This is a genomic window from Mesorhizobium sp. WSM4833 (genome assembly GCF_055811095.1).
The window spans coordinates 202,150-215,851 of the sequence record NZ_JBVVQG010000003.1; the positions used below are offsets into that span (position 1 = coordinate 202,150).

Below are 13,702 nucleotides of genomic sequence, written 5' to 3' on the forward strand. Positions count from 1 at the left end.
CCACACCTTTAAGCCGGCTACCTGTTTCCCGCGGCTGAATGCGGCGCTATGTGGATGAAACTGGGAGATCGACCATGCTGGGCTGGTTCCGCAAGCTTTTGCCGCGCGAAGATCGCTTCTTCGACCTGTTCGAACGACATTCCCGCACCGTGGTCGGCGGCGCCGAGGCGCTGGAGCAGCTTCTCCAGGGCAGGGATATCGATCTCTGGTGCCAGAAAATCATCGATCTCGAAGATGAGGCCGACCACATCACCGCGGAAGTCCTGCTGGCTGTACGGCGCTCCTTCATCACGCCTTTCGATCGCGGCGACATCAAGGACTTGATCCAGTCGATGGATGACGCCATCGATATGATGCACAAGACGGTCAAGACGGTGAAGCTGTTCGAGCGCAAGGAGTTCGATCCGCTGATGCAGGAAATGGGTGGTGTCATCGTCGCCGCCGCCAAGCTGGTGGCCGAGGCGATCCCGCTGCTCAACAAGGTCGCAACGCATACTGTGCGCCTCAACGCCATCGCCGAAGAGGTGATGCGCGTCGAAAGCCGGGCCGACGACCTGCACGAGCAAGGGCTGAAGGATCTCTTCAGGAAGCACGGCAGCAGCGATCCGATGGCCTATATGATCGGCAGCGAGATTTATGGCCAACTGGAAAAGGTGGTCGACCGCTTCGAGGACGTCGCCAACGAGATCAGCGGCATCGTCATTGAGAATGTTTAGGTGATGCAAGCAACCATTGCCTTTCCCGTGCTGGCCGGCCTCGTCGCCGTCGCACTGTTCTTCGACTTTCTCAACGGCCTGCACGACGCCGCCAATTCCATCGCCACCATCGTTTCCACCCGCGTGCTGCGGCCGCAATATGCGGTGCTGTGGGCGGCATTCTTCAATTTCATCGCCTTCATGTTCTTCGGCCTCCACGTTGCCGAGACCGTAGGCAAAGGCATCGTCGACGTCAGCATCGTCACCCCGGCGGTGATCTTTGCAGCCCTGGTCGGCGCCATCGTCTGGAACATCGTCACCTGGATCGCCGGCATCCCTTCGAGCAGCTCGCATGCGCTGATCGGCGGCCTGGTCGGCGCCGGTGTTGCGAAGGCAGGCGTGGGCGCCATCGTTTGGACCGGGCTTGGCAAGACGGTCGCGGCAATCGTCTTGTCGCCAGCGACGGGCTTTATCCTGGCGCTCGTCCTGGTTCTCGTCGTCTCGTGGCTCTTCGTGCGCCAGACGCCGTTTGCGGTCGACAGCACCTTCCGCGTCATGCAGTTCTTTTCCGCCTCGCTCTATTCCCTCGGGCACGGCGGCAATGACGCCCAGAAGACCATGGGCATCATCGCCGTGCTGCTCTATTCGCAAGGCATGCTCGGCGCGACTTTCTACGTGCCGCTGTGGGTGGTCCTCACTTGCCAGTCGGCACTGGCGCTCGGCACCCTGTTCGGCGGCTGGCGCATCGTCCACACCATGGGCTCGAAGATCACTCGGCTGAACCCGATGCAGGGTTTTTGCGCCGAAACCGGTGGGGCGATCACGCTGTTTGCGGCGACCTGGCTCGGCGTTCCCGTATCGACCACCCACACCATCACCGGCGCCATCATCGGCGTCGGCGCCGCCCGCCGCGCCTCGGCCGTGCGCTGGGGCATTGCCGGCAACATCGTCATCGCCTGGATCGTTACCTTGCCGGCCACCGCTTTGATTTCGGCGCTCACCTACCTCGCGGTTGGGCTGGCGAGGTGAGGTGAAGAAATCTACCTGTCCACAAGGTTCAGGATGTTGCCGTCTGGATCCTTGAACCAGGCAACTTTCATTCCGTAACCGACGTGGAGATCGCCCTCCAGCGTCAAGCCCGGCATCTGATAGTGCTCGAAGGCGACGCCCTTCGACTTCAGCTCCTTGACGATGTTGCCGATCTCGTCGCCAACCATCCAGGTCACCGCTGTCGCCTTGTTGGTTCCGGCAAATTGGGAATGATAGACGTTGAGGGTGGTATCGCCGCTTTTGTACACGATCAGTTCGCCCCCCTCATCCTGCACCTGTTTCAGGCCAAGCGTTCCTTCGTAGAAAGCCTTGGCCTTTGCCAGATCGCTTACCGCCAGATTTGCCGTTGCGTTGCTGTTTGCGAGCATAATCGCCTCCTTCTCGGCTTGTCGGTCCCGTGCTGGTCGTTGAAATAGGTCGCTGCGATCGTTTGGCGACTGTCGGCTGGATTGATTGCTGGCCGCATCGGCGCTCGCTTATCTGGAGGACGTTTGGCGCGGATGAAATCCGGCAGGACCCGCCGGTTTTTCAGGCACGCCAAGACAGCCATTGCTCCACGGCTTGGTTCTGTCCGGAAACTGCATTATCTCAGGTGCAAGCTGCATCTCAGGCGCAAGCTGCGTAAGGAAAAACTGCCATGTCCGTCACCAAGGAAATCGTCACCGAGCGTCTGAAGACGGTCAACGGGCCGGATTTCACCGGCAACATCGTCGACCTCGGCATGGTTTCGGAAATTTTCATCGCCGACGGGAAGGTCTTCTTCTCGATTACCGTTCCCGCCGCCCGCGCCCAGGAAATGGAGCCGCTGCGCGCCGCTGCCGAGCGTGTCGTCAAGGCGATCCCCGGTGTCGCCGGCGCCGTCGTCGCGCTGACGGCGGAGAAGAAGGGCGGCGGCATGGAGGCGCCGGTTCCATCGCGCCCCGCACCCAGGCCCGTTCCGCCGGCTGCGCCCGCCGCCGCCGCGCCGCGTGCGGCTCCGCACGCGCCGGCCTCGCACAGCTCGGGCAAGCGTGGCGTGCCCGGTATCGAAGCGATCATTGCCGTTGCTTCCGGCAAGGGCGGCGTCGGCAAGTCGACCACCGCCGTCAACATCGCGCTCGGCCTCGCCGCCAACGGCCTGCGCGTCGGCGTGCTCGATGCCGACATCTACGGCCCGTCCATGCCAAGGCTGCTCAACATCCACGGCCGGCCGCAGACCGTCGACGGCAAGATACTGAAACCGATGGAGAATTACGGCCTGAAGGTGATGTCGATGGGTTTCCTCGTCGACGAGGAAACGCCGATGATCTGGCGTGGCCCGATGGTGATGTCGGCACTGACGCAGATGCTGCGTGAAGTCGAATGGGGTCGGCTCGACGTGCTCGTCGTCGACATGCCGCCCGGCACCGGCGACGCGCAGCTGACCATGGCCCAGCAGGTGCCGCTGGCTGGCGCCGTCATCGTCTCGACGCCGCAGGACCTGGCCCTGATCGACGCGCGAAAAGGCCTCAACATGTTCAAGAAGGTCGACGTGCCGCTGCTCGGCATCGTCGAGAACATGAGCTATTTCATCGCCCCGGACACCGGCAAGCGCTACGACATCTTCGGTCATGGCGGGGCGCGGCGCGAGGCCGAGCGCCTTGGCGTCACCTTCCTCGGCGAGGTGCCGCTCGAGATGGGCATTCGCGAAAGCTCGGATGCCGGCACGCCGGTTGTCGTCTCCAAGCCCGACGGCGCCGAGGCGAAAATCTACCGCGACATCGCCTCGAAGGTCTGGGACCGGGTTAACGAAGAGCGTGGTGCTGCGGCAGCGGCGGTGCCGAGTATTGTTTTCGAGTAGCTTGTTCGGCAGCCGCCGCCGCTCTGCAGCCTAGGCCGCGCCGACCTTCTCGCCGAAGCTGGAAAAAAACTGTCCGGCCAGTTTCTTCGAGGTCGATTCGATCAGCCGGCTGCCGAGCTGGGCGATCTTGCCGCCGACATCGGCCTTGGCCGCGTAGTTCAATATCGTGGCGTCGGGTCCATCTGCCGTCAGCGTCACGTCGGCGCCACCCTTGGCGAAGCCTGCAATGCCGCCCTTGCCTTCGCCCTGGATGGTGTAGGAGTGTGGCGGCTTCAGGTTCTTCAGCGTCACTTCGCCGTTGAACGTCGCCTTGATCGGTCCGATCTTCACCACCACGGTTGCCGCCATCTCGGTCGGCGACTTCATCTCCAGGCTCTGGCAACCGGGAATGGTCGCCTTCAAGACCTCGGGATCGTTCAGCGCTTCCCACACTTTTTGCAGCGGTGCGGCAATGCGCTCCTCGCCTTCGATCACCAAAGCCATGAAAACCTCCCGGACAAGACTGTCCGAACCCGTAACGCACGGCTTGGTGCGTGTCTATCGCACCAAAGTCCGGTTGCGACCGCACGCCCTCTTGCCTGCTCCCGCGCGTTGCCATATCGATTTGTCTTACAAATACGGAGACCATGATGGCAGGCGCCCCCACCCATAAGAAAAAATTTCGCTCGCAGGAGTGGTTCGACAATCCCGACAATCCGGGCATGACGGCTCTCTATCTCGAGCGCTATCTCAATTACGGCCTGACGCGCGCCGAACTGATGTCCGGCAAGCCGCTGATCGGCATCGCCCAGACCGGCTCGGATCTGTCGCCCTGCAACCGTCATCATATCGAACTGGCCAAGCGTGTGCGCGAAGGCATCGTCTCGATGGGCGGTATTCCGTTCGAGTTCCCCTGCCATCCGATCCAGGAGACCGGCAAGCGCCCGACCGCAGCGCTCGACCGCAACCTTGCCTATCTCAGCCTGGTCGAGGTGCTTTACGGCTACCCGCTCGATGGCGTCGTGCTGACCATCGGTTGCGACAAGACGACGCCGGCGCTGCTGATGGCAGCGGCCACCGTCAACATTCCGGCGATCGCGCTGTCGGTCGGGCCGATGCTCAATGGCTGGCACAAGGGCAAGCGCACCGGCTCCGGTACCATCGTCTGGGAATCACGCCAGCGCCTGTCGGCCGGCGAGATCGATTATGACGAGTTCATGGACATCGTCGCCTCGTCGGCGCCGTCCACCGGCTATTGCAACACCATGGGCACCGCCACCACGATGAACTCGCTGGCCGAGGCGCTTGGCATGCAGTTGCCGGGCTCGGCCGCCATTCCCGCGCCCTACCGCGAGCGTGGCCAGATTTCCTATGAGACCGGAAAACGCATCGTCGAGATGGTGCATGAGGATCTGAAGCCGTCCGACATCATGACGAGAGAGGCTTTCGAGAACGCCATCGTCGTCAATTCGGCCATTGGCGGCTCGACCAACGCGCCGATCCACCTCAATGCCATCGCCCGCCACCTTGGTGTCAAGCTCGACAATGACGACTGGCAGACGGTCGGCCTCAATGTGCCGCTGCTGGTCAATTTGCAGCCGACGGGCGAATATCTTGGCGAGGACTACCATCATGCCGGCGGCGTGCCGGCGGTCATTGCCGAACTGATGAAGGGCGACCTGTTGCCGCATCCCGGCGCACGCACCGTCAACGGCAAGTCGATCGGCGAGAATAGCGAGGGCGTCGCCAACGAAAACCCCGACGTCATCCGCTCTGTCGCCAAGCCGCTGAAGGCCAATGCCGGCTTCATCAACCTCAGGGGCAATCTGTTCGATTCGGCGATCATGAAGACCAGCGGCATCTCGCCCGAGTTTCGCGAGCGCTATCTGTCCAATCCTAGGGATCCCGAGGCTTTCGAAGGCAACGCTATGGTTTTCGACGGGCCGGAGGATTACCACGCCCGCATCGACGACCCGGCGCAAGGCATCGACGAACACACCATCCTGTTCATGCGCGGCGCCGGCCCGGTCGGCTATCCCGGCGGTGCCGAGGTCGTCAACATGCAGCCGCCGGCCTATCTCATCAAGAAGGGCATCCACGCGCTCGCCTGCATCGGGGACGGCCGCCAGTCGGGCACGTCGGGTTCGCCGTCGATCCTCAACGCCTCGCCGGAAGCGGCGATCGGCGGCGGACTGGCGCTGCTCAAGACGGGCGACCGGGTCCGCATCGACTTGCGCAAGGGCACGGCCGACATCCTCGTCACCGACGACGAGATCACCCGGCGCCGCGCCGAACTGCAGAACAATGGCGGCTTCCACTATCCCGAGCACCAGACGCCCTGGCAGGAGATCCAGCGCGGTATGGTCGCGCAGTTTTCGGAGGGAATGGTGCTGAAGCCGGCGGTGAAATACCAGGATGTCGCGCACACCAGCGGTGTCCCCAGGGACAATCATTGATTCTGGATCGACGGATGGCGGCTTGATCAAATCAGGCCGCCGTCGGTTTTCCGGTCAGCGTGTTGCATCGCGGCCGGGTAGGTCGAGAACGGCCACCGTCCTTGACAAGCGCGCCCAACAAATCCACCATCATGACAAGGGGTGCATCGCGACGACCCCGTGAGGCGTCAGCCCAACGTTCGCGTCCAAGCTTCTCTTTTCAGGAGGTGGACGCCATGCCGTCAACAACCGCTATCACCGTACCGCAATTGTCCCGGCTCATAGGTCTGCCGGGCGCCCCAGTCATTGTCGATGTTCGCATAGATGAAGATTTCGACGCCGATCCGCGGCTGTTGCCGGCGTCGTGCCGTCGCGATTTCAAAACCGTTTCAAGCTGGGCGGCCACGTTCGCCGGCAAGCCAGTGGCCGTCGTTTGCCAGAGGGGGCAAAAGCTCTCGCAAGGCGTGGCCGCATGGCTGCGCCATGAGGGGATATCAGCTGAATCTCTCGAAGGCGGCTTTGAAGCCTGGCGCGATGCCGGCGGGCTTCTGGCCCGCACCGCCAAGATGCCGCCACGCAATGAAAAGGGCGCCACCGTCTGGGTGACGCGATCGCGCCCGAAGGTCGACCGCATCGCTTGCCCGTGGCTGATCCGGCGTTTCGTCGACCCCGACGCGGTGTTCCTGTTCGTCGAACCCGCTGAAGTGTTGGCTGTTGCCGACCGCTTTCAGGCCGTGCCGTTCGACATCGACAATGTGTTTTGGAGCCATCGCGGCGAGCGCTGCACCTTCGACACGATGATCGAGGAGTTCGGGCTGGAATCCGCGGCGCTCGATCGCCTCGCTGCAATCGTGCGGGCGGCCGACACTGCAAGCCTCGACCTGGTGCCTCAGGCGGCCGGCTTTCTGGCTGCCTCGCTTGGTTTGTCGCGTATGTACCGCGACGATCTGGAACAACTGGAAGCAGGCATGCTGCTCTACGACGCGTTCTTCCGCTGGTGTCGCGACGCCACCGAAGAAACGCACAACTGGCCGGCTGCGGGTAAGCCGTCGTGACCGCTCTTGTCCCGGACAATAAGGCGGGAACCGTCCCGGTGCCGGCTGCACCGACCTTCACCGAGGCCGTGAAGGTCTGGGCGAAAATCGGATTGCTCAGCTTTGGCGGTCCGGCCGGGCAGATCGCGCTGATGCACAAGGAACTGGTCGAGGAGCGGCGCTGGATCGGTGAGCGGCGTTTCCTGCACGCGCTGAACTACTGCATGCTGCTGCCTGGCCCGGAAGCCCAGCAACTCGCCATCTACATCGGTTGGCTGCTGCACAGGACGGCCGGCGGCCTTGTCGCCGGCATCCTGTTCGTCTTGCCGGGCGCGCTCGTCATGCTCGCCTTGAGCAGCCTCTACGTCCTCTATGGCGACGTGCCGCTTGTCGCGGCGCTGTTTTTCGGGGTCAAGGCGGCTGTGCTTGCCATTGTCGTCGAGGCGGTGGTCCGGATCAGCCGGCGTGCCCTCAAGAACCGGGTCATGGTGTCGATCGCGGTCGCGGCGTTCATCGCCATCTATGCGTTGAATGTGCCCTTTCCGCTCATCGTCCTGCTAGCCGGCCTGACGGGATGGCTGGGGGATCGCATTGCTCCCGCCCTGTTTTCCGGCTCGGCCCATGGCAAGGACGATGTTGCCGACTTCAAGGGAGCGGTCGACCTGATGTTCGAGCGTGGCGAACTGGCCCATGTCAAACCGACCAGATGGCATGCACCGCGCACCGTCGCGATCTGGCTGCCGCTCTGGCTCGGGCCTGTTCTTTTGATCTGGTGGTTCACCGGCTCTGCAAGCGTCTGGACCGAGATAGGCCGGTTCTTCAGTCTCATGGCTGTCGTCACCTTCGGTGGCGCCTATGCGGTCCTCGCTTATGTCGCACAGGCAGCCGTCCAGTCCTTCGGCTGGTTGGCGCCGGGTGAAATGGTCGATGGCCTTGGGCTCGCCGAAACGACGCCAGGGCCGCTCATCCTGGTGCTGCAGTTCGTCGGCTTCATCGCCGCGTTCCGCCATTCCGGCTCGCTGGACCCGTTGGTTGCCGGATCGCTGGGGGCTTTGCTCACTCTGTGGGTGACGTTCACGCCTTGCTTCTTCTGGATATTCCTCGGTGCGCCCTACATCGAGGCCTTGCGCGGCAACAAGGCACTGTCGGCCGCACTGGGCGCGATCACCGCCGCCGTTGTCGGGGTAATTATGAATCTGGCCCTATGGTTTGCCTTGCACGTCATCTTCCGTGAGGTGCGCGCGACGGGCCTTGGCATGAACGTGCCTGTGCTTTCGTCGATCGACTGGCGCGCGGCCTTGCTTTCCGTGGCCGCCATGGTCGCCATCCTGAAGCTGAAAGTCGGCATGCTGCCGACACTCGGGCTATCCGCCCTTGCAGGGATCTTGCTGGCGGCGGCTGGTTAGACAGCACCGCCTTTGCAATCCGCTTGCCCACCACCTAAGTGGGCTGGAAATGGAAGGAAACATCATGGCCGGACGGCGATCTTCCCTCGGCTTCCTCGGAATGTTCGGCCGTTCGGGCGACTTGAGGCAGCTCGACGATGCATTGCGCGGCGCCGATCTGCATCCAGCCCTTGTGCCGGAGGGCGTGAAGCTTACCCTCGTCAATCTCATGAAGGATCGCTGGCCCGACGAGCCGCCACCGGGCACCTATGCGTCGGTGGCACAATTATGCAGCTATTGCATCGTGGGTCCCGAAACCTTCGAGCAAGCCAATGGCCATGAGCGGACGCTGGGAGCCGAGCGCCGCATCGAGGCGGCGCTTGAAGCCGGTGACAGCCTCGACGCGCAGATCGTGCTGATGACGCTGCATGCCAAGCTCATCAACCCCGAAGTCGTCGACCGATACGGGCTCAGCGCGGAATGACGCGAAAGGCAAGATCTACCTGATTCTCCTAGAGCAATTCTAGGAAAAGTGTGAGCGGTTTTCCGTCTAGAATTGCGTCAAAACAAAGAGTTAGAGCAGATCGCCGTTTCCGTGAAACGGTGAATGCTCTAAGGAGCCGAGCCGTTCAGGCCCGGCTGATCTCCTCAAGATACCAGCCGATGTAGCGCAGTTCGTTGTATTCCATCGGCGCGATAGGTCCGGGCACGAAATAGTGCGAGCGCACGCCGCGCGCAGTGTGCTCGATGATCTTCTTGTCCTCTTCGGTGGTGATCTTCCACAGCCAGGTCAGCTTCTCCAGATCGTAATCCTGGCCCTCGACCGCGTCGCCGCGCACCAGCCAGATCAGTTCCATCTCGCAGGTGCCAGCCGTTTTCGGGATGAAGCGGTAGATCATGCCGTGATCGGGATAGCATACGAGGAAGGTCGTGCCGCCGAGATGGATGGAAGTGACGCCACCGTCATAGTCGGAGAAGCGTCCCATCAGCGGGGCCACCGGCGATCCATCCTGGCTGCCGCTCGAAACGCCGTCATAGAGCGCATAGCGGAAGGTGTGGATTGCTTCCTGACCGGCCGCCGAGTTCTGCCAGCGGTTGGCGCTGCCGATCTCGATGCCGAGCGCGCAGGTGCGTTGCTCCATCGCCGCATTGAGCTGCTCGATCATTTCTGCCGGCTTTTCCAGCGCATGCGTCTGCGAATATTCCGGATGCGCCGGCCCGCAATGGTAACATTCGACATAGTTCTCGACGGCGAGCTTCCAGTTGGCGTCGAGCGGATAGGACTGACGATACGCAACCTTGGCGTCGCCCCAGCCATACTGGCCGCAGCTCGTTCGCAGCGACTGTTCGATCGGATCGAAATCGAGCGGCGTCTCGGCGAAGGAAATGAAGACCAGACCGGATGCGACGCGGACATGAAGCTTCTTCAGCCCGTGCGCCGTGCGGTCGAAATCCTTCGGCATCAGGCGGGCAGCGCGCAACGATCCGTCATTGGAATAGGCCCAGGCGTGGTAGGGGCACACGAACATCTTCGCGTTGCCCTTCTGCTTGGTGCAGACCTCGGCGCCGCGGTGGCGACAGACGTTGAGCATGGCATGCACGGTGCCATCCATGCCGCGTGTCAGGATGACCGCCTCGTCGCCCAGTTTGAACAGCTCGAAATCGCCGGGGTTCGGGATAACGCTGGCGTGGGCCAGGCAATGCCAGTGGCGGCGAAAGACCCGTTCCATGTCGCGCTCGAAGATCGCCGGGTCATGATAGAAGGCACGCACCAGGCCGTGGCCTGGCCGATGAGATGCCACCAGCCGATCGATCGCGTCGCCGTCGGTGGGGGCTTGCTGGATAGGATGCACACTCATTTGTCGTTCTGCCCGATGGTTGGTCGTGTATGGCTGTATGGCTGCACGAGACTTGTCTCCGGTCAGCCGCCCATATGCGTGCGCGGCAGGTGGATCAGGTTGCCGAAACGGGCACGCAATCTGTCGTCGACCTGTTTTGGCACATGGCGCGGAAATCGTTCGGCAAGAATGCGCTTCTTCTCGGTGATCGCACGCAGCAATATATCAGGCCGGCCTTTTTCGTTCCATTCCTTCGGCGAGGAACGATCGCCGAGGGCAGGATAGAAGTGCTCGGTCTGCATCAGCTTGAGCGTTTGTTCGTTGTCGAGATAGTGGCCCGGACCCTTGAGGCAGACCTCCGCGATGCTGTCGATCGACAGGGCTTCGTCAGTCACGTCGATGCCACGCGCGCAGCCCAGGCAATGACCGAGCATGTCGTTGTCGATGACCAGGCTCTCCAGGCAGAAGCCGAGCAGCGAGGCATGCATGCCGGCCGCCTCATAGACGAGGTTGAGGCCGGAGAGGCCGGCCATCACATTGGTGATGCCCTTTTCGTAGCCGGACTGAATGTCGGGCAATTTCGAATCCGTCATGCCGGCGGCGGAGCCACCGGGCAGGTCGTAGAATTGCGCCATCTGGGCACAGGCCGCCGTTGCCACCGACTGCTCGGCCGACCCGCCGGCCATGGCGCCGGTGCGCAGGTCGGACATGAACGGCCATGCGCCGAAGATCGCCGGATGGCCGGGCTTGAGCGCGTTGACATAGACCAGGCCGGCCAGCACTTCGGCCACTGCCTGCACGACGGCGCCGGCCATCGCCGCGGGTGCCGTCGTGCCGGACTGGCCGGTCGACAGCAGCAGGATCGGGATGCCGCCTTCGACGCAGGCCTCAAGCACGCCGCAGGCATCCTCGGCGAACTTCATCGGCGGCACGACGAATGAATTGGAGTTGGAAACGAATGGCCGGGCGCGGAAATTCTCCTCGCCTCCGGCGATGGCGTACAGCATTTCAAGTGCAGGCTTCACGTTCTCACGCACCGTGAAGGATGTTCCGACGTGCTTCGATGTTCCCATCACACAGGCATAAAGCGTGTTGAAATCCATCTCGAGCGGATCGGCGATGTCGCGCGCCACCATCGGCCGCTGGAAGAAATGAATGTTGTCCAGCCCGTCAACGATGCGGGCGGCATCATAAATATCCTGCAGCTTGGACTCGCGGTACTCGCGTTTCTCGATATCCACCAGGTGCACGGCGATGCCTGCCGTGCCGTAGTGCACGCGCTTGCCCTGGACCACCATGTCGTGCCTGGGCTCCTGGCCATGAAGCGTGAAATGTCGTGCCGCCCGCTTGATGGTGTCGAGCACGAGCGCGCGCGGAAAGCGGACCCGGCCATCGTCGCCATGGATCGCCCCCACCTTGGTCAGCACCTTTATGCAGGAAGGAATGGCGTTGGCGAAACCCACTGTCTCCAGAAGCGTCAGCACGCCTTCGTGGATACGCTCGCGGTCATCCCCGCGAAGCGGCCCGTAGCCGCCGCCCTCGATGGCCTTGTGCTGTGGTCTGGTATCCTCCACCAGGGGAGATGATCGCATGGCATGTCCTGTTTCGCGAAGACCGGAGCGTTGTGGACGACGGTTCGCCGGCGTGTCCTGCTGTTCGACAGCCACTGGCATGGAGCACTCCAACTTCGTCGGCAGGAACTCGTGGCGGTTGGTCCACCATCGGCCTGCTTCTTCCCCTGATCGCCGACTATGCCGCCGGCACTGGCCCATCCTATGGGCCAGCTGGCTCAGTTCCATGTGCCAGAACTAAAATACCGGAGCCGCTGCGAGCGGCTCCGGTCACGAGAGGTCGATGATGGATCAGGCGGCCGCGGGTCTGCGTCCGGCGGCCGTGGCCAGTTCGCGGATGCCTGGCTCGATGTGCTGTAGCGCGATCGACGAGATGCCCAGCCGCATGAAACGCGAAGGCTTTTCAGTGCGATCGAAGAAGCGGTCGCCTGGCTCGATGATGACGCTGCGCGAGGCCGCTGCCTCGGCAAGGCCGCGCGAATCGGTGCCGCGCGGCCCTTCGAGCCACAGCGACGTACCGCCGGCCGAATCGGTCGAGCGCCATTCCGGCAGGAAGGCGGAAATCGCATGGACCAGCCGCTTGCGCCGCTCGTCGAAGGCTGACGACAGCCGCCGCACCAGCGCCTCGTGGTGGCCGAGCGACAGGAACAGTGCGACGGCGCGCTGATTGTTGGCCGGCGGATGACGCAGCATGAAGCGGCGCAGCGCCCGGAGCTCCGCGATCAGTCCGGCGGACGCCACGATGTAGCCGAGCCGCAGGCCGGGAGCCAGCGTCTTGGACATCGAGCCGACATAGACCACGCGGCCGGAACGATCGAGGCTCTTCAGCGCTTGCTGCGGTGCCTCGTCGAGAAGCTGGCTGTCATAGCCGTCCTCGATGATGATCTGGTTGTAGCGGTTGGCGCGCGCCAGAAGATCCTGCCGCCGTTCCGCCGACAACGGTACCATGGTCGGGCAATGATGGCTGGGCGTGACGAAGACGAAGCCGGAATCATTGGGAATAGAAGCAGTTACGATGCCGGACTGGTCGACCGGCACCGGCTGTATCTCTGCGCCCGCAAGGCGGAAGATCGAGCGCGCGTCGGGGTAACCGGGGTCCTCCATCGCCACCTTGGAGCCTTTGGACATTAGCAGCGTCGCCAGCATGTAGAGCGCGTTCTGGGCGCCCAGCGTGACGATGATCTCGTCGGGATTGGCGAAGATGCCACGCCGGGGCAGGAGCCGCGCCTGGATCTGCTCGATCAGCAGCGGATCGTCACGGTCGACCATATCGGACGCCCAGTTGCGGATTTCCAGCACGGCAAGCGCCATGCGGTTGCACTCGCGCCATTCAGCGGTCGGGAACAGCGCCGGGTCGAACTGCCCGTAGACGAAAGGATAGGACGACTTGATCCAGTTCTCGTGCTTGGCCGGCGGCGGCATGTCGCTTGCGGCGATCTTGCGGCGTGCCTTCCAGTCGATCTCATTGGCCTGGTCGGGCGCCTTCTGGTGCGGCTTGGCCGGTGTCGCCAGCACATCGGGATTGACGAAATGGCCGCGCCGTTCGCGCGCCACCAGGAAACCCTGGTCGACGAGCTGCTGGAACGCCAGCACCACGGTTCCGCGCGCCACGCCGAGTTTTTCGGCCAGGATGCGGCAGGAAGGGAGCGGCATCGAAGCGGCGATCTGGCGGTCGAGAATGGCGGCTACGATGGCCTGGCGGATCTGCGCCTGCAGGGTTTGGCCGGATTCGGCCGAAATCCGGAACAGGCCGGACCATATCGCCGTGTCGTTTCGCTGTGGCATGGGAGATTTCCTCGATGGCCAGCCTTTTTCGTTTGGCTGGACCAGCCGAACGTAACCGTGGCACAAGGGGTTGCGCCAATCAATTTTTCTGATCGTTGGGATTTATGCCAG

The 13,702-nt window shown here is 62.9% G+C and carries 12 protein-coding genes; 7 read left to right on the plus strand and 5 right to left on the minus strand.

What is annotated here, in order from left to right:
- Positions 1–74: 74 nt before the first annotated feature.
- Both AC0L2D_RS06890 and AC0L2D_RS06895 read left to right on the plus strand, forming a co-directional pair.
- The gene (locus AC0L2D_RS06890; RefSeq protein ID WP_013528009.1) at positions 75–716 is read left to right on the plus strand and encodes a DUF47 domain-containing protein; all 642 of its coding nucleotides are present in this window, start codon (positions 75–77) and stop codon (positions 714–716) included.
- Between the two features lie 3 nt (positions 717–719).
- Positions 720–1,724: an anion permease gene (locus AC0L2D_RS06895; RefSeq protein ID WP_473540657.1), complete on the plus strand. Its 1,005-nt coding sequence runs from the start codon at positions 720–722 to the stop codon at positions 1,722–1,724.
- Positions 1,725–1,735: 11 nt separating this feature from the next.
- On the opposite strand, the gene AC0L2D_RS06900 is transcribed toward AC0L2D_RS06895, so the two are convergent.
- Positions 1,736–2,113, minus strand: coding sequence for a VOC family protein (locus AC0L2D_RS06900; RefSeq protein WP_063169927.1), 378 nt, complete (start codon positions 2,111–2,113; stop codon positions 1,736–1,738).
- Between the two features lie 269 nt (positions 2,114–2,382).
- On the opposite strand from AC0L2D_RS06900, the gene AC0L2D_RS06905 reads away from it, so the two are divergent.
- Entirely contained in the window at positions 2,383–3,564 is a 1,182-nt protein-coding gene (locus AC0L2D_RS06905) for an Mrp/NBP35 family ATP-binding protein (protein ID WP_013528006.1), read from the plus strand.
- 30 nt (positions 3,565–3,594) lie between these two features.
- Here AC0L2D_RS06905 and AC0L2D_RS06910 read toward each other — a convergent pair whose 3' ends face one another.
- Positions 3,595–4,047: an SRPBCC family protein gene (locus AC0L2D_RS06910; protein ID WP_013528005.1), complete on the minus strand. Its 453-nt coding sequence runs from the start codon at positions 4,045–4,047 to the stop codon at positions 3,595–3,597.
- A 146-nt stretch (positions 4,048–4,193) separates the two neighbouring features.
- Here AC0L2D_RS06910 and AC0L2D_RS06915 point away from each other — a divergent pair, with 146 nt between their 5' ends.
- The 4 genes from AC0L2D_RS06915 to AC0L2D_RS06930 all read left to right on the plus strand — a co-directional run bounded on the left by AC0L2D_RS06915 (position 4,194) and on the right by AC0L2D_RS06930 (position 8,881).
- On the plus strand, positions 4,194–5,999 hold the full coding sequence (locus AC0L2D_RS06915) for an IlvD/Edd family dehydratase (protein ID WP_013528004.1): 1,806 nt from the start codon (positions 4,194–4,196) through the stop codon (positions 5,997–5,999).
- Between the two features lie 215 nt (positions 6,000–6,214).
- Positions 6,215–7,033 carry a chromate resistance protein ChrB domain-containing protein gene (locus tag AC0L2D_RS06920; RefSeq protein ID WP_027161822.1) on the plus strand — a complete coding sequence of 273 codons (819 nt, stop codon included), beginning with the start codon at positions 6,215–6,217 and terminating at the stop codon, positions 7,031–7,033.
- Entirely contained in the window at positions 7,030–8,418 is a 1,389-nt protein-coding gene (gene chrA / locus AC0L2D_RS06925; RefSeq protein WP_473540659.1) for a chromate efflux transporter, read from the plus strand. Before AC0L2D_RS06920 ends, chrA begins: the two co-directional genes overlap by 4 nt.
- Positions 8,419–8,482: 64 nt before the next feature.
- Positions 8,483–8,881, plus strand: a complete 399-nt coding sequence (locus tag AC0L2D_RS06930) for a hypothetical protein (RefSeq protein WP_337122941.1) — start codon at positions 8,483–8,485, stop codon at positions 8,879–8,881.
- Positions 8,882–9,026: 145 nt separating this feature from the next.
- Here the strand turns inward: AC0L2D_RS06930 and AC0L2D_RS06935 are convergent, their stop codons facing one another.
- From AC0L2D_RS06935 to pdxR, 3 genes are all read right to left on the minus strand, one after another.
- Positions 9,027–10,256, minus strand: coding sequence for an aromatic ring-hydroxylating oxygenase subunit alpha (locus AC0L2D_RS06935; RefSeq protein WP_063169932.1), 1,230 nt, complete (start codon positions 10,254–10,256; stop codon positions 9,027–9,029).
- A 62-nt stretch (positions 10,257–10,318) separates the two neighbouring features.
- Positions 10,319–11,908, minus strand: coding sequence for a trimethylamine methyltransferase family protein (locus AC0L2D_RS06940; protein ID WP_473540660.1), 1,590 nt, complete (start codon positions 11,906–11,908; stop codon positions 10,319–10,321).
- A 189-nt stretch (positions 11,909–12,097) separates the two neighbouring features.
- A complete protein-coding gene (gene pdxR / locus AC0L2D_RS06945) occupies positions 12,098–13,591 on the minus strand; it encodes a MocR-like pyridoxine biosynthesis transcription factor PdxR (RefSeq protein ID WP_024503382.1) in 1,494 nt (497 codons plus the stop codon).
- Between the last annotated feature and the right edge of the window lie 111 nt (positions 13,592–13,702).